Genomic DNA, 21,996 nt, shown 5'->3' with positions numbered 1-21,996 from the left:
ATGCTACTCATTCATCATCATATTCTGATTTAAAATCAATGATTTCTCGAATATCTTGAATATCAAGTGCTTCAGCAATTTTTTCAATATGTTGGAAGTTGATATTCTGTCGCTTTTCATTAGAGAGCTCACTAAGCGTCGCATGTCTGATATCGGTTCTTCGTGAAAGTTCTCTTAATGAAATATTGTGTTTATTTAATATACTATTAATTTTTACGACCACTTTTTTATTCATAATACACCCTTAAATTTAAGTATTAGTTGACTTTAAATTGAATTTACCATAGTATTTACTTATGAGTGGTACGTTATTAAGTACCAATAAACTGCGAAATGTTCTCTATGGGACATCAGGTTTTGGTAATTACTTTTTCTGTATATGGCTCTATGTGAATTAGAAGGATGGATTCATTGGGAAGGAAAGTTATAATCAATGTGGGCTGTTGTAGAGCTGTTTTTAATAGCTAACCCAAAGATTATGACAAAGCTTGGCTCTTTATATAACTTACTGAATAGTAAGCTTTAATGACTTTCTATAGTAATTATCCTCATGCTAGATCTTCTATACTCCAAATAGAATTATTATGTAATCGATCTATCTTACCTGCTAGTGGAAAAAGGGGATTCAATTATGAGTAATAGTGAAATTGATAAAGAATTACTATTAGAACGAATTGAAATAATGCGAAAAAAATTAGTGGACATAGGGTTGCGAGATGGATTAACTGCACCCTCTACAATTGAATATAGTGAATTATTAGATGAACAAATAGAAATTTATCAAAAATTAAAAAGTGATAGATAATATTATTTATTAGGTTAGCTAACAATCTATGTAAGTTTAAGTTAGAAGTAAGTAAAAAGGAAAGTATAGTCTTATTACTTTCCTTTATTAATTATATTTAATGGATTTGGCAGTTAATTTTTCATATAAGTACTAAATTAGTCTCGGCATTCTGTGCATTTGGTACTTAAAACTGTTTTAAGTACCAAATTAGGTCCATAGCTTCAGAACTCGGTGAATGATTCTATCTAATATGGCATGGCTACAGTAATTACTGGATCTACTAATAACTCACCTCAATCATTTGGCACTTTGTTAGAAGTTAAAATAATTGGTTAACTAATTATATAGTTCATTTATATTGGCATAAAGTGTTCAATCATATTGAACACTTTATGCCTATTTTAGTTTAGCAGTTACAAAAAAAAAGACTTGCGTAGCAAACGCATTCATGATAGTATCATGATAAAACGTTTTACTAGTTAAAAACGTGTTATGAATGGTTTATTAATTTTATAATTCAATTTTTTTTAATGTTATAGTAAAACGTTTTACTATTTTTGGGGGGATTAGTATGAAAAAATTATTTGGCGTAACGACAGCTATGGTTACTCCTATGAATGAAGATGGGACGGTTAACTTGCAAGAGACAGAAAAGCTAACCAATTTTCTGATTGAAAAAGGGATAGATTGCTTGTATCCTTTGGGAACTACTGGGGAAATGTTTAAATTAACAATTGATGAGCGTAAACAAATCGCTGAAAGAGTAATTAATACTGCAGAAAACAGAGTAAATGTTTTTATTCATGTAGGGGCTATGAATACATCAGATACATTAGATCTGGCAAAGCATGCATATCAATCAGGTGCAGATGGAATCGGTGTAGTTACTCCGGCATTTTTTACGGCAAGTGATTTAGAAATTGAGAATTACTATGCAACAATTGCCGAAAAATTACCTGATGATTTCCCGATTTATTTATATAGTATTCCTCAGTTATCAGGAAATAAATTATCACTAGAGGTTGTTACAAGGTTAGCAGAACAGTTTCCGAATATCGTGGGAATTAAATATAGCTATCCTGATTTTATTACGTTAAAGGATTATACAAAGGTTAGATCAGGGGAGTTCTCTGTTCTTACAGGAGCTGACACGCTATTTTTACCAGCATTGGCAATGGGATGTGATGGAGTAGTGTCAGGGGTATCTGGAGTATTTCCAGAGTCATTTGTTAACTTATATGAACACTATCAAAAAAATCAAATAGAAAAGGCATTAAGCTTTCAACATGAAGCTGATGAAATTATTCAGATTTTACGTGGTGGAGCAAATATGTCTTATTTTAAAAAAGCACTAGAGTTGCGAGGTATTCATGCAGGTTCAGTGAAAGCGCCTCATCTTGATATTAATAGTGAGAATGTTTCCGCATTAGAAACAGAAATTAATCAATGGAAAGAAAAATATTCGAAGCTATAATGGTATTTATTGTTCCATGCAATACTTCCGTTTTTTATAATAGATAGTAACTTTAGTTCACGCGGAGGTAAATGATGAAGAAAAGAGTAACGATAAAAGATGTTGCAAATGACTGTAATGTTTCAATTGCAACGGTATCTAAAGTGATAAATAAGAAGGGTTACGTCAGTAAAGAAACATTAAGTAAAGTGATAGATTCGATTAACCGACTTGGTTATAGCGTTAATGCTAATGCGCGTAGCCTAAAATCCTCAAAATCAAATAAAGTAGCTGTATTAATTTCGGATATTTCCAATCTATATTTAATGACTATTGCTAAAGAAGTTGAAAAGACAATTCGTTCATTAGGGCTTCATATGATTCTGTTGAGTCATAATGATGAGAAAGAGGCAGAATTCGCATCTTTACAGATAATAATGGAACAACAAGTAGATGCATTAGTCATTATTCCTACTGGCGGAAATGCTGATATGATCCAACAAATCTTAAATAACAATATTCCAGTTATTGCATTGGATCGGAAAGTAGATGGTATAGAGACGGATTTGATAGTAGACGACAATTATTACGGATCGTATGAAAGTATAAAAAAGTTATATGAGTTAGGCCATACAAAGATTGGTGTTTTATATGGTCATAAGAAAAATTCTATCGGAAGGGACAGATACGCTGGTGCACTTGATGCTTTTAATGATTTAGGCATACAAGTAGATACTTCTTTATGGAAGGAAACCAATTTTGCAGAAGACATAGCATATCGGTTAACAATGGAATTGTTACTATCTCCTAATCCACCTACTGCTTTGTATTCTTGTAACAATACTATTACTAAAGGGATGTTGAAAGCGATTAAGGAGCAAGGGATCCAAATACCAAACCAATTATCTGTCATTGCCTTTGGTGATAGTCAGCAATGGGAGCTTCTAGAACCGAAGTTATCATTAATGACACAGCCAGTAAATCGTATTGGATTAGAAGCCACTATTTTGTTGAAAAACCGTTTAATACTTAATTCTGAATTTCCGCCTAAAGAGATTGTTATCAAACCAACGTATGTAGAAGGAGATTCTACGAAAGATATTCGATGAGAGGGAGATAAATATGAAAAAATTATTAGTAACTATATCCATTCTAACAATTATAGGTATATTATCCGCATGTGGCTCTAACAGTGGGAGTGCAGATCATTCCAACTTTCCAGAAAATCAGATAGAAGTAGTGGTGCCATTTGCGGCGGGAGGAGCATCTGACCTTGTATCACGTACAATCGCTACAGAAATGGAAAATGAACTTGATGTTCCTGTTGTTGTTTCAAATAAAACAGGTGGTTCGGGAACTTCAGGAATGCTCGCAACAAGAGATGCGAATCCAGATGGTTATACAATCGGATATGTTCCAGTTGAGTTAGCGATGGTAGAAGAATTAGGTTTAGCAGACATTACTCCTGATGGCTATAAAGCGATAGGACAACTAATGACAATTCCTGCTGCAATCACTGTTAGTGCTGATGCGCCATATAACACAATAGAGGATTTCATTGCATATGCGAAAGAGAATCCAGGTGAAGTAAAGGTAGGTAATTCTGGAACAGGTTCTATTTGGCATATTGCAGCTGCAGCCTTTGCTCAGGAATTAGATCTTGAATTAGAGTACATTCCATATGATGGAGCGGCTCCTGCTGTAACAGCTTTAATGGGTGGACATGTAGATGCAGTGTCAGTTAGTCCTTCGGAAGTAGTTGCTGGTTTGGACAGTGAAGATTTCAAAGTATTGGCAGTCATGAGTGAAGAGCGTGATGCAAATGTACCTGATGTACCTACCTTACAAGAGCTTGGATATGATATTAATCTTTCTGGTTGGGGTGGATTTGTTGCTCCAAAAGACACACCAGATGAAGTAATAGATATCTTACAAGCTGCATTTAAAAGTGCTGCTGAAAGTGAGGCATTTACAAAATTACTAGAAGAAAGAGGAATGAATCTAAACTATAAAGATGGAGCAGAATTTCAACAATTTGCTCAAGAACAGTATGAGTATTTTTCTGAATTGATACCAAATATAGACCTCAGTAACTAAATGTATACGATAGCAAGGCCCATTCAAATTCTTGTCAGGAGTGAGATTATGAGAATTGCTAATGTTAGTTTTAGTCTTGTGATATTGATGATCTGCGGATTTTTGTATTGGCAGACTTACAATTTTTCTACTATGTTCGGTTCAGACGGAATAGGGCCTGCTTACTTTCCGAGGCTAATAATAATGTTGATAATGATCACTATTATAATAGAATTATTTTTCAGTCTAAGAGCCAAGAGTAGTAAACGTTTATTTTCTAAAGAAAGCAGAAGGCGAGTTTTACAATTATTCTTATTTATTGCAGTCATTGCAGGGTTCATCAGTCTTTTAGGAGTTTTACCGTTTATTTTGGTCGCAAGTGCTTCAATGTTTTTACTTTGTATGGTACTTAAGCTACCTTTAATCCCTTCTATATTAGTATCTGTCGGACTAAGTGTAGTAGTACATTTCGTCTTCATTGAAGGATTTAATATAATGCTATAGATTGGAGACATTCTCATGGAAGTCATATCACAAATATTGATGCCTAGTACACTATTGTTTTTATTGTTAGGTAGCATTCTAGGATTATTTATCGGAGCACTTCCTGGGTTGAGTGCTACTATGGGGGTTGCCATTTTAACCCCTATGACTTTTTGGCTCCCGCCAGAACAAGGTTTAGCGATGCTTATCTCTATATATTGTATGGCTATATTTGCTGGAGGAATACCAGCTATATTAGTTAATACACCCGGTACACCTGCATCTATGGTAACGAGTTTTGATGGATATGCATTAACAAAACAAGGTAAGCCTGGCTTGGCTCTAGGAGTAAATGCTATTTATTCAGGACTAGGAGGAATCATTAGTGTTATATTCTTAATGATATTTTCTAAGCCTATCGCACAATTTGCTTTGAATTTTGGAGCAGCTGAGTATTTCGCATTAGCCATTTTTGGTTTATCAATCATGGTAAGTGTTTCAGGTAAATCAATAAGAAAAGGACTAATTAGTGGTTTTATCGGGTTGCTTATTGCTACAGTCGGGTTAGATCCTATCACGAGTACTCAAAGGTTTACATTTAATCAAAGTGATTTGTATGAGGGAATATCCTTTATTCCGATAATGATTGGTTTATTTGGGTTAGGTGAAGTCTTTTTCCAATTTCTATCCAAAAATGACCAAAGTAATAATAGAAAGAGTAATGTGACTAAACGCTTAAATAGAATCTTACCTAATAGAAAAGAGAGAAAAGAAATGAGAAAACCTTTTTTATTTTCTTCCGTTCTCTCTCCTATTATTGGAGCGATACCAGGAGCAGGTGGAGATATAGCATCTATTGTTACATGGGAGCAAAGTAAACGCTTTGTCAAAGGAGAAAAGAAAAAAGAGTATGGTAAAGGATCTTTGGCTGGTTTAGCAGCAACAACTACTGCTAACAATGGAGTGATTGGCGGTGCATTTACTACAATGCTTACACTTGGGCTCCCTGGTGATGCTGTAACAGCGATTTTAATTGGAGCATTAATGATGTATGGATTACAACCAGGACCTAATTTATTTGTGGAGGACCCAAATATTGTATATACCATTATTGGTTTATTACTATTAGCCAATATCTTAGTTATTATATTAGGGTTAATCGGATCTAATTTGTTTGCCCGTATAATGTTAATACGCAAGGAATATATTTGGATCTCTGTCATTCTATTTAGTATAATCGGTGCATTCGCTTTAAATAACTCATTTTTCGATGTATGGATAGTGTTTATTAGTGGTATGGTAGGACTGATATTCAGGAAGTTGGATTATCCTTTAGGACCGCTGATTCTCGGTTTATTATTAGGACCTATGGCTGAATCCAATTTTAGAAGAGCGCTATTAATGGGTGGAGATTTTCCCTATTCCATATTTTTCACAAGACCAATATCATTAGTTTTAATTATTATAGCAATATTATCTCTTATCCTGCCTGTCTTAAATAAAATGATACAGCGGAAAAGAAGAAATGTATAAGAGCTCTTTAAACAAGGGGTGACAAAATTGTATAAACCAAAAGTAACGGTTATAGGAAGTATTAATATGGATTTATTAACATCAGTATCTAGATTGCCTAATCAAGGAGAAACAATGATTGGGGAAACATTTGAAATGATGCCTGGCGGGAAGGGTGCAAACCAGGCGGTAGCTGCCTCTAGATTAGGAGCACATGTATCTATTATTGGTAAAGTAGGTAATGATGTATTAGGACAGGATTTGTTAGCTCATCTAAAGAGTGAAAATATCGATGTTTCGGGTGTAGAAATTGACCAAGACTTAAGCACAGGTATTGCTAATATTATTCTCTATGAAAAAGATAACAGGATAATGATCATTCCTGGAGCAAACGAGAGCGTCAATGAAGAATACGTAAATAGATGGAAGAATAAAATTTTAGATAGCGATATCGTATTAATGCAAATGGAAATTCCTATAGAGACGGTTATTTGGTGTGCTAATCTATGCAGTGAACATAATATTCCTTTTATCCTTAACCCTGCACCTGCAACGAAATTGCCAAAGAATATATTGGAGAAAGCTATATATATAACTCCAAACGAAGAAGAAGGTAACTATCTATTCGGTAATATCAAAGAAAATTACTACGATAAGCTTATCACAACAATTGGTGCCAAAGGGGCCATGTATAAAGGCAATATTATAGAAACGTATCCAGCCAATGTGGTGGATACTACTGGAGCTGGAGACACATTTAATGGTGCATTAGCTTATTTCATAGCCTCTAATATACCAATAGAGGATGCTATATATAAGGCGAACATTGCTGCTTCGATAGCAATAGAGCAATTAGGGGCACAACAAGGTATGCCAAGCCTAAAACAAGTGGAAGATAGAATAAACAAGATAAAATAGCTGTCTATTCGATCGGTAAGATAATTTCTGTGGCGATAGCAAATCAAATTATATTAACAGAGATGGCAAAGAGACACACTATTGTTCCAAAAAAGGAACTTAGTGTGTTTTCCCATTTTTCCATTAATTTAGTGTGTTTTTAGACTAAAACATAGCCCCTTTGTATTCAACTAACCTCAATCGTATACTATAATGGTGATAATTAGTTTCGAAATGGAATATCAAGTGAGGGGCAAAAATGCATGAACATAAAGTTAAATCAGAAGATCGTTAAAGATATGTGTGGGAATATCTCCTTTAAAAGAGGAACTTCCTATCATCAAGCTAATAAAGTAACCTTTCATCAATATACTCCTGATAGCTGTGAGGCAACTGTCGAAGGATCTGAGAACTTCCATGTTACAATCCAAAATGCGGGAGATAAAATCAAGACAGCATGTACCTGTATCACATTACCATCCTTCACACACGATTGTCAGCATATTGCAGCAGTCTTGGTAGCCATTAATGAGCACCAACGACAAGGAACAGTGCCGATTGTTGAGTCGAAAATGAAAGAAAATCAAGATTTGACGGAAGGTCTTAAGACAATTTTTCATCATCAACCTATCCGTTCAAGCAGTCATCAGGCACATTTTGAAAATCGTCAAGTCCTTCATTTATTCTTCACATGTAAACCTATCCCTATTAATAAGGAACAGTACATGTTTGGCATACAAGTGAATATCGGTCCAATTCGAGTGAAGAATATTCATCATTTTTTGAAGCAAGTGAAAGAGGGGGCACCTGTCACATTATCCAAGTCATTTACCTATGATCCAGATCTTCACTGTTTCCCAGTAGAAACAGATGCGGTTCTTAGGCAACTTATGCAGGTGAACCAAGATCAAGATGCACTACTTCGTAAATATAAGGATGGTACTCCGACACACTTATTACTAATTCCGCCATCCTCCAGTGGTATGCTGATTTCCTTACTGACAAAAGCACCACTGGTGAAGATAGAATATGAGGGGTATACATATGATCATCTTCAGGTATCCGAGGAACGGCTTCCTTTACTGTTTCAATTTTCTGAAATGGATGGAAAGGATTATTATCTAAAGATACATGGATTTAATCAGTTAACAGTGATGCCATCCTATCAATTTGTGTTATATGATGGGAAAATTATTAAAATGGCTGACGAACAAATGGAGCAACTCACCAATCTTAAACAATTACTGGATGCTTCAGGAACCAATCAAATACCTATTCCACAAGCACAGATGGATCTTTTTATGGAAAAAGTTGTTCCCGGATTACGGAAATTAGGAGTTGTACGCCTATCAAGAGGAATAAAGGAGCGGTTCGACAAGACACCGTTAGTTGCTAAGCTATACGTAGACAGAGTCAAAAATCGCCTGCTTGCAGGGTTGGAGTTCCATTATGGAAATATCTTTATCAATCCATTAGAGGATCGTGAAATCCCTACAACTACCTCACTTATAAGAGACGAAGAAAAGGAAAAAGAGATACTAAAGTTGATGGATGAAAGCTCGTTTGCTAAAACAGAGGGTGGCTATTTCTTGCATAACGAAGAGCTGGAGTATGAATTCCTGCACAATGTTATGCCGAAGTTGGAATCTCTTGTCCAGATCTATGCTACAACTGCTGTCCGTAACCGAATTTTTAAAGGGAATGCACGTCCGAAGATAAGGGTGGCAATGAAAAAAGAACGAACCAATTGGTTGGAATTCAAATTTGAAATGGAAGGCATTCATGAAAAGCATATTCGTGAGCTGTTACTCGCCTTGGAGGAAAAGCGAAAATATTACCGACTGCGTAATGGATCACTTCTTTCACTGGAGACAAAAGAGTTTGAAGAGATCAGACGCTTTTTACATGCAGAACCTATCCAAGATCAAGATCTTGAAAGTGGGTTCCAAGTACCGCTTGTTCAAGGGTTAAGGCTGTTAGATGTAGTAAATGATGAAACCTTCACGATAGAGGAATCTTTCCGCCGATTCCTAAGAAAAATCGAACACCCGGAGGAAATGGCGTTTAAAGTACCAGTAAGTTTGTCACCTATTTTGCGGGACTATCAGCTACAAGGCTATAGATGGATGAAAACAATTGCTGAATATGGTTTTGGTGGGATTTTGGCAGATGATATGGGGTTAGGAAAAACATTACAGAGTATTGCTTTTATTGTATCAGAACTACCGAATATCCGTGAAAGGAAGCTGCCAGTTCTGGTTGTTTGTCCATCAACATTAACTTATAACTGGTTGAGTGAAATAAATAAATATAGTCCGGAAATAAAAGCAACAATTGTAGATGGTAAGAAGGCAGATCGAATTAACTTACAGAAGGATATAATGGACAATGATGTGTCTGATGTGCTCATTACTTCCTATCCGTTATTACTTAAAGATATTCTATGGTATCAAAAGCAGTCGTTTCATACAGTATTTTTTGATGAAGCACAGGCATTTAAGAACCCCTACACGCAAACAGCAAAAACAGTAAAAAAAATCCAAGCAAATCACCGATTCGCCCTTACTGGAACACCTGTCGAGAATTCATTGGAAGAATTGTGGTCGATTTTCCACGTTGTATTCCCAGAACTTTTGCTTGGTCTAAAGGAATACAGTAATCTTACTAGGAGCAAGATTTCAAGAAGAATCAGGCCTTTTTTGCTTCGAAGGCTGAAAGAAGATGTACTAGCAGAGCTTCCAGAAAAAACAGAATCAATCGAATCAATTGAATTGCTTCCCGAACAGAAGAAGTTATATGCAGCATATCTCGCAAAATTAAAAGAAGATACGCTAAAGCACTTGGATAAAGATGCACTTCAAAAGAATCGGATTAAAATTCTAGCCGGATTGACTCGACTCAGGCAGATTTGTTGTCATCCATCTTTATTTGTTGCTGGATACAAAGGTAGTTCGGCCAAATTTGAACAGCTACAACAGATGATAGAAGAGTCTCAACAAGCCGGCAGAAGAGTAATCATCTTCTCACAGTTTACGAAAATGCTGAAGTTGATTGGGAATGAACTAGCATTACAAGGGCGACCCTTCTTTTATTTGGATGGGCAAACCCCTTCAGAAGAGCGAGTGGAATTATGTGATCGATTTAATACAGGGGAGCGTGAACTATTTCTGATTTCATTGAAGGCAGGCGGCACAGGTCTTAATCTAACAGGTGCAGATACCGTTATCTTATACGACCTCTGGTGGAACCCAGCTGTTGAAGAACAGGCAGCCGATCGTGCCCACAGAATGGGTCAGACCAAAAAGGTAGAGGTAATCAAGCTGATTGCTCGTGGGACCATTGAAGAAAAAATGAACGAGCTGCAAGAGAAAAAGCAAGAGCTAATTGACGAGATTATTGGAAACAAAGGGAACTCTTCCATTCAACTTACAGAAGAAGATATTAAGGAGCTATTGAGAATGGAGCAATAAAGAACATTTAATGGTGCATTAGCTTTTTTTATAGCTTCTGACACGCCATAGAGGATGCTATATTCAAAGCAAATATTGCTGCTTCAATAGCAATCGAGCAATTAGGTGCACAACATGGTATGCCAAGCATAAAACAAGTGGAAGAGAGAATAAAGATAACGGTATAATTGATAATAAATTAAAACTTAATAGATTAGAAGAAAAACCTTGATTGGATAAATTGCTTTTCAAGGATTTTCTTTTAGTGTGATCGGTGGAAAGTGCAAACTGATTAAGTGCCAAAACTATCGATAGAGATGAGAGTCGTATTTGCTGGGGAGATACTTCAAATTATTTCACATGAACAGACCATAAAAAATGGCTCCGTTTTTCATAACAGAACCATTCCTTCCCCCTTATTTCACCAGTAAATGTGGGGTGTCATTATACATTTGTACATTAAATAAAGGCTCCCTCCATTGCAAGCGCGTAATGGAGGTGTTCGCCAGCTTACCTTTTCCTGTGCCTAACTTCCCTTTTGTAATGTAATGGAGAAAGGCATTAATGGCTCCTCCATGTGAAACGATTAACGTGGGAGCCCCTGCTGTCTGAGTGGCAATAGCTGTGATACATGACACCATTCGCTGTTGCACCTGCTCTAGTGATTCCACTCCATACTGCATTTTAACCCCAAAATTTGTGTGATAATCAGGCATAATCGTTAAAATTTCTTCAATATATTTCCCTTCCAATTCTCCGTAATAACGTTCCCTGAGTGCTGAGTCCGTTTTAATTTGTTGAACTGGCATATTTTTTGAAATTATTTGACTTGTTTGACGTGCTCTTAACAAGTCACTAGTATACACATGCTCAAAAACAATTTGGTGGTCATCAAAGTATTCCCCTAAGCGTTGTACTTGGTCCATTCCCCTTTCACTTAAAGGAATGTCTAGCTGTCCTTGCAGTTTTTTCTCTTGATTCCATTTTGTTTCTCCATGACGTATTAAAAAAAGCAATTTGCTTCCTCCTCCAACATGTACCTTAAATTAATTTTTTCCTAATTAATGCTGACAGCTGTTCTACAGAGACAACGACAATAAAAATAATGATAATGATCATAAAAGCCTCATTGTATTTCATCAATGACATAGACGTTGATAATTCTATCCCGATTCCACCTGCACCAACAAGTCCAAGCACCACGGCAGACCGTATGGCTTTTTCTACAGAATATAAGCTTGTGGCAACAAAGGAAGGAAAGCCAATTGGTATAATCGAAGCTACATAGACACCTAAGCGGTTACTGCCAGTCGAATGAATTGCTTCAACAGGTCCTTTCTCAATTTCCTCAATTCTTTCGGAAAAGAAACGGGCACAGAAAGCGATGGTATCAACCATAATTGTTAAAATACCAGCAAAAGAACCAAGGCCCACCGAGATCACAAAAATTAATGCCCACACTAAATCTGGCACCGTTCGCATCACAGAAACAATAAAGCGAAGCACCCTACTCACCAAGAAATGGGGAGTTGTGTTTTGGGAAATCAATAAAGCGGTCGGGAGACTAATCAATACTCCAAATGCGGTGCCTACTAGTGCAATCTCAAATGTCTCAAGCATTGCCAATAAAATACTATCCCAACGAGTCATGTCTGGCGGAAAGGCTCGTGCCAGGAAGGTACCGATATTTGCTGTGCCTTCCCAAATCCGTGTGAAAGAAATATTGGCATGAACTACCCCTGTGATAAAAAACAGGAGAAAGACAACCATGACAATCCAAGACCATACGGGTGGCATCGAAAAACGTGGAGGTGTATCTTTATAGGTGCTATTCGACATAACTATGTACCTCTTTCAGTTCATCATACAACCATGCAAACGAATGGGCTGTCTGATTATTCTTCTGCTCATCTAATACTAACTGTCCTTTATGTAATCCGACAAAGCGACTACCATAGGATGCGGCTAAATCGAGCTGATGAAGGGTACAAATCATCGTCATTTTATTTTCTTTTACGACATCAACCAGTAAGTCCATTACCTCAATCCCAGCCTTTGGATCAAGTGAAGCAATCGGTTCATCTGCTAATATAATGGCAGGCTCTTGCATTAACATTCGCGCAATGGCCACTCGCTGTTGCTGGCCACCTGATAACTGGTCTACACGCCTTGTTGCTAAAGGAGCGAGACCCACTCGTTCAAGACAATACATCGCTTTCTCACGCAGCTTCTTTTTTGCGAATGGATGTAATGCCGTGAAGACGAAGGGGTGTCTGCTCAATGCACCAAATAGAACATTTTGAAATACAGATACCGTCGGAATTAGATTAAATTTTTGGAAAACATGTCCCATTTTGGTTCGTAGCTTTCTCATTTCCTTTCGGTTAGCATGAGGGATTGATTGACCTCCTAGTAAAATATCACCAGCAGTGAGCATTTCCAAGCCTCCCATAGTACGTAGTAAGGTGGATTTGCCTGAACCATTATGACCAAGCAAAATGACCAGCTCTCCTGTGGAGAGGTCTAAATTGATCGAAGATAGGGCCTCTGTACCGTCGGGGAAAATTTTCGTTACGTCTTTAAGCAATAGCATCTTTGGCCTCCACTATTCGATTTCAATTCCAATTTCTTCATAAATGTTGCGAAGTTCATCATATTGTTTATCATCGACTTCCACAAATTCACTTTCTTGATAATGCTCGTGTTCACCTGTTATAAGCATACTTTCCAACAACTTATCCTGATTGTCGATCATTTGCTGCTTCATCTCTTCCACTTGTTCATCACTCATCTCTTCACTTGCTACAAATAAATCATTAGGAAGATCTTCACTTTCTGCTAGGACGCGTACATTTTCTTCTCCCCATTCTGCAACTAAATCATTGTATCTAGATAGAGAGAAGGCAATAGCATCTGTTTCGCCAGATTTAAAAGCTTCCACAAAGGTTTCCCCTAGCATAATGGATTTAACATCATTGTTTGGATCGATTCCTGCGTCGATCAGCATACCCATCGGAGTAACATGACCTGAAGTGGAGCCAACATCCTTCATAGCAATCGTTTTTCCTTTTAAGTCCTTAAGCGTTTGGATGTCACTGTCAGCAGGTACTGCAATAATGCTACGATATCCTGGTCTTGTAATTCCAACAATGCCTTTGACATCAATTGCATTCTTCATGGTTACATACTCACCAGGTCCAGTCAGCACGACATCTACCTGGCCAAATTCCATCGCTGTAGTGGCTGCTGTTCGATTGGAAATCGAGAAAAATTCCACCTCTTTACCAGTTGTTTCTGCCAATGCCTCTTTGAAAGGACCAAACTCTCGCTTTAATTCTTCCATCCCCTCTGCCCCTGTGTCCACAAAGCGAATGGTATCTAATTCTACTTCACTATTTTGTGCTTCTACTGGTCCATTGTCTGCTCCACAAGCTGTGACAATAAACAACATACCAACTACAAGTAACAATAATTTTTTCATTTTTATAATTCCTCCTTTTTGGTCTTACATTTAGTATACAAAGCAAACGTTAACGTTAAATTAACACCCTGTTAAGGCATTATTAATATTTCTTTTATAAAATATTAGTTAAGTATAGATTTTTTCTATAGGAGGCAATGAATATGTTCACACTTCAGCAATACGAAATATTACAGGCCATTCATCAAAAGGGCCAACTAACGAAAGTCGCAGAACAACTGCAATTAAGCCAACCTACGATAACTTTTCATATTAAAAAAATGGAAACCAAGTGCAATCTTGAACTCGTGGAATATAGAGGTAGACGTACAATGCTCACTTCTACCGGAAAAATACTGCTGCCATATGTGGAAAAGATCCTGCAAATTCATAAGCAAGCGGAACAAACCATACTAGATATTCAAGATATTAGAAAAGGCTCTGTTATTATTGGGGTTAGCAATACGGTGGCAAACTCTCTAATTCCCGCGACACTGCCGCATATCTTTCAGGAGATCCCTGATTCCGATCTGAAAATACGCGTTCATAATGCGAGAGCTATCCGCGATTATTTGCATGATTACAGTATTGATATCGGCATTATTGTGGCACAGAAGGAAGAAGTGGCAGAGTTTGTCTCTCTCCCAATTAAGGAAGATCCCATTGGTATTGCCATGCATGTAAAACACAGACTGGCTAGGTATCGGAAAGATGATCCGCGAATTTTCGCTAATGAGCGAATTTTGTTGAGAGAGGAAGATTCCAGATCAACTAAAATATTTCGAGGGTGGTGTGAGCAAAACAAGCTGCAGTTTCAATACGAACTGGAACTGCAAAGCGCAGAGGCGATAAAAAAGTCGATACTGGCCAACCTTGGAATTGCTGTCGTTTCTAAGCTTTCCGTGGAGCAGGAAATAAAAGAAGGGACCATTTTATTCAAAGAGTTTGAGTCTCATCACCGTTCTATTTATTTAATCTATCATCCAAGTCGACTGCTTTCACCAATTCAGAAAAAGATAATAGAATTAATACAGGAGTTATGGCGTGAAGTAGAATAAATGGCGATTATCTTATAACGATTGAAGAAGGTCTGGAGATTTTAGGAGACTTGGTTGCAAAGAGTCAGTTGAAGCCTTATATAGCAGTAGAAGCACCGTGGGAGAAAATCGGAACGATCGCCCAGCAATTAATAGATCGGAAGTTTCCAGGAAAGGTTGTACTTTTGATCAATGGAGGATAACTATATCGTGAGGTTTTAAGTAAAGTTTTTATTAAAACTAGACTTCAGAGTTTGCGAAAATATCACAACAGCAACTTACTGATTTGACTAATGTTCCAAAATAATAACTTTCTATTCATTTGATTGTGTAACAATTACCCCTTCTAATCAGGTAAAGAAATGTTAGAATTCAACTACACGCAACTCAATTTTGTTAATTAATATTTTAACAAAATTAGAAGTTTGCGTGTTTTTTTCACAAGGCTTATTTAATCATGAGTTATGAAGTTTTTATTAGTTTAACTCCTTATCAACGTCCTTGAACAACGCTTCGAATTGTTCTTGAGTCGGTAGATTTTCTTCAGAAAAATTATGTTTTTCCATTAACATTTTTAATCGTGTATATGGATTAATTTCACCACTAAAAATGGAACTCATTGTATAAGAGCTAATTAAATTTCTATCCATTTTTGGATACTTTGTTAAAAGTATCCCCACTAAATCTTCTGATGCACCAAAAAATCTCCCAATTTCCCGCGATTCCTCATTTTCAGACAAAGAGGAGTAAAAGTCAGGATCGCTAAGAGCCATAACTGTTCTATACCAGTTGCTATATATAATGTTAGCACGACTATCAGCCATTTTCTCTAATTCTTTATTTTGAAATAATAAAAAGATATTGAAAAGTAAACTTACGATTAAAACAATAATACCTATTTTGTATTTCACTTTAACCCTCCTTCTTTTCGATTATCTTCTAAATTAGAACAGTGTCAGTTTAACATACAGTTTGGAATTATCAACTATTAATTGTGTAATTTTTTGTAAAATGTTAATTATAATATCATTTTCCACTTTCAAACAAAAAGAGATCATACCTATGCGTAAAAGTGTATGATTTCTTCTTACTTAAAGGTCTTCCTTCCATTTCTCAAAGGAGGGGATTCGTAATTTCCCGGCTTTTGTAAGTTTTTATTACCGTTGTTAGTACCATCCTAAATTTACTTTTTACGTTGACAATGGCTTATGCTTTAACGAAACAGAAATACAAATATAATTATAAGGAAGAACTTTTATCATGTTAATGATTGTTAGAGATATTAATATCACTTTTAAAGATATATTTGGTTTTGGGGTGTTAGTATGGAGTTAAGAGATATAAGAGTTTTTTTAGCTATAGCAGAAAGTGGAAGTATCTCAGGCGCTGCTAAACAGTTAAATTATGTTCAGTCCAATGTAATCGCTCGTCTAAAGAAGTTAGAAGATGAATTGGGCGTATTATTATTTCACAGAGGGGTTAAAGGTATAGCGATTACTGAAAAAGGAAAATAATTTAGGAAATATGCTGAATTCATTTTACATATGGTTGATGAATCAGTCAGAGCTTTACAAGATGATGAGCCAACAGGTACTTAGTAACTGGTGATTTAAGTAAGACAAGCTTCACACTCGATTACTTACAAACAAATGAACTTGTCGTCCTAACAGGAAAAGAAGAACTATTTAATATGTCTAATATCCGTTGGGCAATTTCTCCGCAAGGGTGCCCTTTTAGGAGGAAATTAGAAAAATGGTATCAAGATGAAGAGGAATCTCTAGATAAATATATGGAGATTAGCTCATTAGACACTCTTTTGAGTAGTGTAAGGGAGGGAATAACTTCTACTCTTTTACCAAAATCAGTTCTAACAGATACTTATAAGGATTTATATGTGAAAGAAGTACCTAAGCCTTACCGATATATAGAAACAGGATTAATAAGACTAGACGAGAAATATGCAAGTCAAGCATATAAAGCGTTTGCAGACTTAGTTAATAAAAAAGGGCTATAATCAATAGTTTAATATAAAATAAAGGTACTTCTTAGGTCAGCAAGTCGTTATTAAGTGAGGGGGTTATTTCAGAGTAATGTAACAGATATCTCACTTATTCCAGGGTGTTTCTTAAAAAATGAAATAATTCTTTTTCTTATTAAAGTAATGGTCAGTTAATTTAATAACAAAACAAAAAAGAGGTGGATAATTTGGATTTAAGTTATCAAGAGTATGGGGATAAGTACGCTCCATTAATGGTGTTTTTACATGGAGGTGGAGTAAGTAGTTGGATGTGGGAAAAACAAATTCGATACTTTACTAACTATCATTGCGTTACAATTGACCTGCCAGAACAAGGTAAAAGTAAAAATACAGAAAAATTCACCATTCTACTAAGTGCAGAAAAAGTAAATGAGTTAATAGCCAAAAAAGCAAATGGAAAAAAAATAATAGTTGTTGGCTTCTCGTTAGGTGCACAAGTAATTATTCAAATGTTGAGTCTCAATCCCAATTTAGTTGATTATGCAATTATTAACAGTGCATTAGTCAGACCAAACTCAGTTGTCAGAAAAATGATAGGACCCTCCATAAAATTATCTTTTCCATTAGTTAAAAACAAATCCTTTTCAAAACTTCAAGCGAAATCCCTCTATATTGAGGAAGAATATTTCGAAACATATTACAATGAAAGTACGCAAATGAAAGCAAATACACTTATTCGAATATTAGAAGAAAATATGTCATTTGACATCCCCAACCATTTTGATAAAGCCGAAGGAAAGATATTAGTTACAGTTGGTGAAAATGAAAAAGAAGTAATGAAAAAATCAGCTTCAGATTTAGTTGCCAACAATTCAAATTGTACAGGGATCATTATTCCTCATGTTGGTCATGGACTACCCCTGATAAAACCTGTTTTCTTTAACGAAATGATCGAAAATTGGATAGAGTCAGGTACTTTACCTTCCAACGTAATAACAATAAGTAAATAATTAGGTAGGAGGCAGGTATATGGAGATTGATGAAGAAATTTCAATTTCAAACTTCAATCCTGAATGGAAGAATTGGTATGAGGAAGAAATAAGGTCATTAAAACTTATCTTCGATATAAATGTCACGTTTGAGCATATTGGTAGCACTTCTGTTCCAGGACTCCCTTCAAAACCGATTGTCGATATATTAGTAGGGATTCCTAATTCTTTAGAGATAACATTGGCTCAAAAAAAAGAGTTAGAACAGATTGGTTATGAATGCCTCGGAACAGCTGGTGTTCCAGGTAGAATATACTGTCGGAAGCGTGGTATTCGCTCATTCAACTTGGCAATAACTCGATATAGGTCGAATATATGGAATGATAATATACTGCTACGAAATTATTTACGAACGCACCCTGATGACGCGAATCGATATGCTAAACATAAATTGGAAGCATATCAACAAGGTTATCGAAAATTGTTAGCTTATTCCGATTATAAATCCGATTTCGTCGTTCAGCTTATAAAACGTGCAAAAAAGGATATGCAAAGCTAAAATTATGTAGAAAAAATGATAAATCTACACATTTTTATTTTAATCAATTAGTGAGATTGTATTCAAATGGTTATCTTATATTTTTTGCAGGTTAGACAGAAATGATTTCCACACATTTTTAAACCCTTTTTTCACAAAATAATAAAGGCTAGAAATAGCCGATATTTAACTAGGGGGTTATTTTCATGAGAAATATTCAGTGGTTATCTATACTAGGTTCAATAGGTGTAGGCATTGCTGCATATAATATGATGAACGGACAGGGACAGGGGCAAGGACAAGGACAGCAAATCCAAAAATTTCTTTCTAATGCAACAAATATGGGAAATCAAGGACAATAATTAACATTTCAGGCGACCTACATCATAATAGGTCGTCCTTTACAGTTAACCTCAAATTTCTCCTCTTTTTCAGACTTTATTGGTAATATATGTGATAAAATTGGATGATGAATATCGAATATGTAGCTAAAGGGATCCGATCAACGCAACTTTGATGGACTAGCCAATAAGGTGATAGAAAAAGTTAAAGGGAGTATAGTTATGGTGTATATTGCGCTACTTCGAGGAATTAATGTGGGTGGAAAAAACAAAATAGACATGAAGCTGCTTAAACAAACGTTTGAACAAGTCGGAATGCAAAGTGTGATAACTTATATCAATACTGGTAATATTATTTTTTCAAACAATGGTCTATCAAAGGATGATCTATCCCGGCTATTGGAAGAAGCGATACATAATGATTTTGGATTACAAATAAACGTAGTAATTCGTAGTATTGATGATATCAGAGAACTCATTCGTGCAATTCCGGAGTCATGGAGAAATGACAAAGACATGAAAAGTGATGTCCTGTTTTTATGGGATGAAATTGATAATGAAGCTGTACTTGGAAATCTGGTTATTAAACCAAATATTGACACGGTAAAATATGTCCCTGGAGCGATCCTATGGTCTGTCGATAAGAAAAATGTAACCAAAAGCGGTATGTCAAGGATCGTTGGGTCAAAGATCTACAAACAGGTTACGATAAGAAATGTCAACACAGTTCGTAAGATATATGAGCTAATGCAAGCTCAAACCAGTTAATTCTTTCCACAATACTTCACTATTTATTCTACCGTTTTATGTTGTAATTGTAATAATATGGAGATGTAAAAAGAGGTATTATTCATAACTCATTAATAGCTTCAGTTGATTGAGGGATGAATGTAACATCACATCCGCCTTGTGTATACGTTCCAATTACGAACAAGTGATAACGATTATGTTTGGCAGTAAATGAAAAAGATCCCTGCTCATCTTGAGTAAACTCTTTTTCGAATAAAACTTCTTTTCCTTTTGCACATTTCAATATGAGTGAACCTGCTTGGACCTTAACGTCATAGTTCAGCGTATATGGTCGGGCTTGTTTCGTGAAAAATAAGTAGTCTTCTATTCCATTAAAGGTCTTATAGGACATAGTGAGTTTACGATTCATGTCACGTTTTATAACGATGTTGTTATGTACTGTAGGGAACTTAAGATGTTTCACAATGCCTTTTTTCTGTAAAAAATAAACTACACCAAAAAGGATTAATAATCCAATAATAAATTCCAAGTTAATCATTCCCCGCCGTCTATACATTTTTAGTAAAAAAGAGTCTTTGGATAAATTATATCAAAACTCATGTAAGAAATGCCATTTTTGGATAGTATTAGCTTTTATCTGTTACTTCACGAATTTAAACCCCACCATCATTTAAATAAAGGTAGATACTTAAATAACGAAAGGTCGCTATTTCACAAAAATGGAAATAAATTAGGGAAGTAGGTCATTTTTCATGAACGTCATTACTTTGTGCGGGTCTACAAAGTTTAAAGAGCAATTTGAGAAAGCAAATGCATATCTTACATTGCAAGGGAATATTGTTTTAAGTCTTGGTTTTTTTGAACAAAGTGAAGGTATTGAAATCACAGAGGAACAAGCAGAATTATTTGAGCAAATGCATTATGAAAAAATTAATATGTCAGATGAAATTTTTGTGATCGATGTAAATGGCTACATTGGAAATAGTACAAGAAAAGAAATTGAGTATGCAAAACTACATGGTAAATTAATACGTTATTATTCTCAAAGTGATATAAATTAGTGTATTCTTATTGTGCTGTATAATCCAAGAAGGTGATCGAATTGACTGAGCTGAGGAGTGCAAGGTTATTACTAATAAATCTGCTTTTTATTAAGGGGTTTTCTTAATTTGGATACTATGTGTGTGAAATACCATGAATTTGGTAATCCCGAGGACGTATTAAAAGTTGAATATAAAAGCATTCAACCACCTAATAAAAATGAAGTGCTTGTTCGAATGTTGGCACGTTCTATCAACCCTTCTGAGGCTCTGACGGCGATGAATTAGCTTTTTGTATCCGTCCGAATGGCCATTTTATATCGATTGGTCTACTAGTATGATTTAGCTAATATAAAGGAGGCTATTAGAGTTGTGGAATCCTCTAAAAAGCCAAAAGGAAAAGTGTTTCTAACAAGTATGTAAGCGTGGTTTTTAACTAATAGCTAGCGGTTGTTTAACAATCGGTATCGCTATTTTGAGTAAAGGTAAACAAGATTTATAGTAGTGACAAATGAAAATCGGAAGCCCTTTCACCTGAAATTTTTCATTTAGGCAGAACTAATGTATAATAGGAACGAATGTTCTTATAAATATGGAGGGGATACAACGTGAATCAGAATGATTTAATTATACTTAATTTTGAAGAAATTAGACGTCGGAGCATAAAAGTATGGAAAGCCATACCAAGCAATATGTTAGATTGGAAACCTGACGAAGGTGCCATGACTTGTGCTGAGATGATTAGACATATATTAGAAGGGGAGTATCTTTACCACCAAATACTCCTTGGAAAAGGTAGTAGAGTGTTAACAAATGTGTCTAATCCTTACGAAAGAAAAAAATTTACAACAGTAGAAGATGACTTGGCATTTGCTCAACCATATCGTGAACAATTCATTAATTACATAAAAACAATCACTCCTAGTGATTTAGAAAACATTAAAATTGACCGGTCTGATGTAGGTTATGTTAGGACACTTGGAGATATGCTTATGCGAATTGCTTATCATGAGTCTGTTCATACAGGTCAATTATTAGATTATATGAGAACGATGAATATTGATAGGCCTCAAATATGGGACTAATTTTCATTCCTTGTTGAGATAACATGCTTTTGATATGAAAAAACAGAAGTTATTAACGATTTGAAACCCTAGTTTGTGAAGTTTTTCTGAATTAGCATCTTCTTTTTATTGACGGTTTGTT

At 35.6% G+C, this 21,996-nt stretch carries 25 protein-coding genes and 1 pseudogene; 19 read left to right on the top strand and 7 right to left on the bottom strand.

The features are described from left to right. Positions 1-7 precede the first annotated feature (7 nt). Positions 8-235 carry a helix-turn-helix domain-containing protein gene (locus tag ACTNEP_RS09390; RefSeq protein WP_441161636.1) on the bottom strand — a complete coding sequence of 76 codons (228 nt, stop codon included), beginning with the start codon at positions 233-235 and terminating at the stop codon, positions 8-10. Between the two features lie 396 nt (positions 236-631). On the opposite strand from ACTNEP_RS09390, the gene ACTNEP_RS09385 reads away from it, so the two are divergent. The 8 genes from ACTNEP_RS09385 to ACTNEP_RS09350 all read left to right on the top strand — a co-directional run bounded on the left by ACTNEP_RS09385 (position 632) and on the right by ACTNEP_RS09350 (position 10,678). Further along, positions 632-805: a Spo0E family sporulation regulatory protein-aspartic acid phosphatase gene (locus ACTNEP_RS09385; RefSeq protein ID WP_441161634.1), complete on the top strand. Its 174-nt coding sequence runs from the start codon at positions 632-634 to the stop codon at positions 803-805. A 553-nt stretch (positions 806-1,358) separates the two neighbouring features. Further along, on the top strand, positions 1,359-2,261 hold the full coding sequence (locus ACTNEP_RS09380) for a dihydrodipicolinate synthase family protein (protein WP_441161632.1): 903 nt from the start codon (positions 1,359-1,361) through the stop codon (positions 2,259-2,261). 74 nt (positions 2,262-2,335) lie between these two features. Continuing rightward, positions 2,336-3,349 carry a LacI family DNA-binding transcriptional regulator gene (locus ACTNEP_RS09375; protein WP_441161631.1) on the top strand — a complete coding sequence of 338 codons (1,014 nt, stop codon included), beginning with the start codon at positions 2,336-2,338 and terminating at the stop codon, positions 3,347-3,349. 13 nt (positions 3,350-3,362) lie between these two features. Next, complete coding sequence (locus ACTNEP_RS09370; protein WP_441161629.1) at positions 3,363-4,337, top strand: tripartite tricarboxylate transporter substrate binding protein; 975 nt, start codon at positions 3,363-3,365, stop codon at positions 4,335-4,337. After that, positions 4,338-4,820 (top strand): tripartite tricarboxylate transporter TctB family protein, encoded by a 483-nt coding sequence (locus tag ACTNEP_RS09365; RefSeq protein WP_441161627.1) that lies wholly within the window; start codon positions 4,338-4,340, stop codon positions 4,818-4,820. A gap of 15 nt (positions 4,821-4,835) precedes the next feature. Continuing rightward, positions 4,836-6,332, top strand: a complete 1,497-nt coding sequence (locus ACTNEP_RS09360) for a tripartite tricarboxylate transporter permease (protein WP_441161626.1) — start codon at positions 4,836-4,838, stop codon at positions 6,330-6,332. A gap of 27 nt (positions 6,333-6,359) precedes the next feature. Continuing rightward, a complete protein-coding gene (gene rbsK / locus ACTNEP_RS09355) occupies positions 6,360-7,229 on the top strand; it encodes a ribokinase (protein WP_441161624.1) in 870 nt (289 codons plus the stop codon). A gap of 242 nt (positions 7,230-7,471) precedes the next feature. Then, the gene (locus tag ACTNEP_RS09350; protein ID WP_441161622.1) at positions 7,472-10,678 is read left to right on the top strand and encodes an SNF2 helicase associated domain-containing protein; all 3,207 of its coding nucleotides are present in this window, start codon (positions 7,472-7,474) and stop codon (positions 10,676-10,678) included. 395 nt (positions 10,679-11,073) lie between these two features. Here ACTNEP_RS09350 and ACTNEP_RS09345 read toward each other — a convergent pair whose 3' ends face one another. From ACTNEP_RS09345 to ACTNEP_RS09330, 4 genes are read right to left on the bottom strand one after another with little or no spacing between them, the layout of a single operon-like run. Next, positions 11,074-11,673 (bottom strand): histidine phosphatase family protein, encoded by a 600-nt coding sequence (locus tag ACTNEP_RS09345; RefSeq protein ID WP_441161621.1) that lies wholly within the window; start codon positions 11,671-11,673, stop codon positions 11,074-11,076. Positions 11,674-11,698: 25 nt separating this feature from the next. Beyond that, a complete protein-coding gene (gene phnE / locus ACTNEP_RS09340) occupies positions 11,699-12,496 on the bottom strand; it encodes a phosphonate ABC transporter, permease protein PhnE (protein ID WP_441161620.1) in 798 nt (265 codons plus the stop codon). Next, on the bottom strand, positions 12,486-13,250 hold the full coding sequence (phnC, locus tag ACTNEP_RS09335) for a phosphonate ABC transporter ATP-binding protein (RefSeq protein ID WP_441161619.1): 765 nt from the start codon (positions 13,248-13,250) through the stop codon (positions 12,486-12,488). Before phnC ends, phnE begins: the two co-directional genes overlap by 11 nt. A 12-nt stretch (positions 13,251-13,262) precedes the next feature. Continuing rightward, positions 13,263-14,138, bottom strand: coding sequence for a phosphate/phosphite/phosphonate ABC transporter substrate-binding protein (locus ACTNEP_RS09330; protein ID WP_441161618.1), 876 nt, complete (start codon positions 14,136-14,138; stop codon positions 13,263-13,265). Positions 14,139-14,281: 143 nt separating this feature from the next. Between ACTNEP_RS09330 and ACTNEP_RS09325 the strand changes: the two genes are divergently transcribed. After that, positions 14,282-15,175, top strand: coding sequence for a LysR family transcriptional regulator (locus ACTNEP_RS09325; protein WP_441161617.1), 894 nt, complete (start codon positions 14,282-14,284; stop codon positions 15,173-15,175). A gap of 50 nt (positions 15,176-15,225) precedes the next feature. Next, positions 15,226-15,357, top strand: coding sequence for a hypothetical protein (locus ACTNEP_RS09320; RefSeq protein ID WP_441161616.1), 132 nt, complete (start codon positions 15,226-15,228; stop codon positions 15,355-15,357). Between the two features lie 273 nt (positions 15,358-15,630). On the opposite strand, the gene ACTNEP_RS09315 is transcribed toward ACTNEP_RS09320, so the two are convergent. Further along, positions 15,631-16,065 carry a hypothetical protein gene (locus tag ACTNEP_RS09315; RefSeq protein ID WP_441161615.1) on the bottom strand — a complete coding sequence of 145 codons (435 nt, stop codon included), beginning with the start codon at positions 16,063-16,065 and terminating at the stop codon, positions 15,631-15,633. Positions 16,066-16,479: 414 nt separating this feature from the next. On the opposite strand from ACTNEP_RS09315, the gene ACTNEP_RS09310 reads away from it, so the two are divergent. From ACTNEP_RS09310 to ACTNEP_RS09285, 6 genes and pseudogenes are all read left to right on the top strand, one after another. Further along, a complete protein-coding gene (locus ACTNEP_RS09310; protein WP_441161614.1) occupies positions 16,480-16,668 on the top strand; it encodes a LysR family transcriptional regulator in 189 nt (62 codons plus the stop codon). A gap of 149 nt (positions 16,669-16,817) precedes the next feature. Beyond that, a pseudogene (locus tag ACTNEP_RS09305) lies at positions 16,818-17,168 on the top strand (LysR substrate-binding domain-containing protein); the annotation flags it as partial. Between the two features lie 191 nt (positions 17,169-17,359). Next, the gene (locus tag ACTNEP_RS09300) at positions 17,360-18,142 is read left to right on the top strand and encodes an alpha/beta fold hydrolase (RefSeq protein WP_441161612.1); all 783 of its coding nucleotides are present in this window, start codon (positions 17,360-17,362) and stop codon (positions 18,140-18,142) included. Between the two features lie 19 nt (positions 18,143-18,161). Continuing rightward, complete coding sequence (locus ACTNEP_RS09295; protein WP_441161610.1) at positions 18,162-18,680, top strand: GrpB family protein; 519 nt, start codon at positions 18,162-18,164, stop codon at positions 18,678-18,680. Positions 18,681-18,865: 185 nt separating this feature from the next. After that, on the top strand, positions 18,866-19,021 hold the full coding sequence (locus tag ACTNEP_RS09290; RefSeq protein ID WP_441161609.1) for a hypothetical protein: 156 nt from the start codon (positions 18,866-18,868) through the stop codon (positions 19,019-19,021). 201 nt (positions 19,022-19,222) lie between these two features. Next, positions 19,223-19,768 (top strand): DUF1697 domain-containing protein, encoded by a 546-nt coding sequence (locus ACTNEP_RS09285; RefSeq protein ID WP_441161607.1) that lies wholly within the window; start codon positions 19,223-19,225, stop codon positions 19,766-19,768. Between the two features lie 82 nt (positions 19,769-19,850). Here ACTNEP_RS09285 and ACTNEP_RS09280 read toward each other — a convergent pair whose 3' ends face one another. Further along, complete coding sequence (locus ACTNEP_RS09280) at positions 19,851-20,288, bottom strand: hypothetical protein (RefSeq protein WP_441161606.1); 438 nt, start codon at positions 20,286-20,288, stop codon at positions 19,851-19,853. A 214-nt stretch (positions 20,289-20,502) separates the two neighbouring features. On the opposite strand from ACTNEP_RS09280, the gene ACTNEP_RS09275 reads away from it, so the two are divergent. The 3 genes from ACTNEP_RS09275 (at position 20,503) to ACTNEP_RS09265 (ending at position 21,875) form a co-directional block, all read left to right on the top strand. Beyond that, positions 20,503-20,811 carry a hypothetical protein gene (locus ACTNEP_RS09275; RefSeq protein ID WP_441161605.1) on the top strand — a complete coding sequence of 103 codons (309 nt, stop codon included), beginning with the start codon at positions 20,503-20,505 and terminating at the stop codon, positions 20,809-20,811. Positions 20,812-20,919: 108 nt separating this feature from the next. Then, a complete protein-coding gene (locus ACTNEP_RS09270) occupies positions 20,920-21,078 on the top strand; it encodes a hypothetical protein (RefSeq protein WP_441161604.1) in 159 nt (52 codons plus the stop codon). A gap of 320 nt (positions 21,079-21,398) precedes the next feature. Then, the gene (locus ACTNEP_RS09265) at positions 21,399-21,875 is read left to right on the top strand and encodes a DinB family protein (RefSeq protein WP_441161603.1); all 477 of its coding nucleotides are present in this window, start codon (positions 21,399-21,401) and stop codon (positions 21,873-21,875) included. Positions 21,876-21,996: the final 121 nt, after the last annotated feature.

The sequence above is a fragment of the Gracilibacillus sp. HCP3S3_G5_2 genome (genome assembly GCF_052063305.1).
GTDB lineage: Bacteria > Bacillota > Bacilli > Bacillales > Amphibacillaceae > Gracilibacillus.
This window is presented reverse-complemented; position numbering and strand designations above follow the sequence as displayed.

Coding starts and splice junctions, on each gene's coding strand:
- ACTNEP_RS09380 (WP_441161632.1), top strand. CDS start 1,359: ATGAAAAAATTATTTGGCGTAACGACAGCTATGGTTACTCCTATGAAT.
- ACTNEP_RS09325 (WP_441161617.1), top strand. CDS start 14,282: ATGTTCACACTTCAGCAATACGAAATATTACAGGCCATTCATCAAAAG.
- ACTNEP_RS09280 (WP_441161606.1), bottom strand. CDS start 20,288: ATGATTAACTTGGAATTTATTATTGGATTATTAATCCTTTTTGGTGTA.
- ACTNEP_RS09370 (WP_441161629.1), top strand. CDS start 3,363: ATGAAAAAATTATTAGTAACTATATCCATTCTAACAATTATAGGTATA.
- phnC (WP_441161619.1), bottom strand. CDS start 13,250: ATGCTATTGCTTAAAGACGTAACGAAAATTTTCCCCGACGGTACAGAG.
- phnE (WP_441161620.1), bottom strand. CDS start 12,496: ATGTCGAATAGCACCTATAAAGATACACCTCCACGTTTTTCGATGCCA.
- ACTNEP_RS09365 (WP_441161627.1), top strand. CDS start 4,338: ATGTATACGATAGCAAGGCCCATTCAAATTCTTGTCAGGAGTGAGATT.
- ACTNEP_RS09350 (WP_441161622.1), top strand. CDS start 7,472: ATGAACATAAAGTTAAATCAGAAGATCGTTAAAGATATGTGTGGGAAT.
- ACTNEP_RS09295 (WP_441161610.1), top strand. CDS start 18,162: ATGGAGATTGATGAAGAAATTTCAATTTCAAACTTCAATCCTGAATGG.
- ACTNEP_RS09275 (WP_441161605.1), top strand. CDS start 20,503: ATGAACGTCATTACTTTGTGCGGGTCTACAAAGTTTAAAGAGCAATTT.
- ACTNEP_RS09290 (WP_441161609.1), top strand. CDS start 18,866: ATGAGAAATATTCAGTGGTTATCTATACTAGGTTCAATAGGTGTAGGC.
- ACTNEP_RS09360 (WP_441161626.1), top strand. CDS start 4,836: ATGGAAGTCATATCACAAATATTGATGCCTAGTACACTATTGTTTTTA.
- ACTNEP_RS09385 (WP_441161634.1), top strand. CDS start 632: ATGAGTAATAGTGAAATTGATAAAGAATTACTATTAGAACGAATTGAA.
- ACTNEP_RS09310 (WP_441161614.1), top strand. CDS start 16,480: ATGGAGTTAAGAGATATAAGAGTTTTTTTAGCTATAGCAGAAAGTGGA.
- ACTNEP_RS09285 (WP_441161607.1), top strand. CDS start 19,223: ATGGTGTATATTGCGCTACTTCGAGGAATTAATGTGGGTGGAAAAAAC.
- ACTNEP_RS09330 (WP_441161618.1), bottom strand. CDS start 14,138: ATGAAAAAATTATTGTTACTTGTAGTTGGTATGTTGTTTATTGTCACA.
- ACTNEP_RS09390 (WP_441161636.1), bottom strand. CDS start 235: ATGAATAAAAAAGTGGTCGTAAAAATTAATAGTATATTAAATAAACAC.
- ACTNEP_RS09375 (WP_441161631.1), top strand. CDS start 2,336: ATGAAGAAAAGAGTAACGATAAAAGATGTTGCAAATGACTGTAATGTT.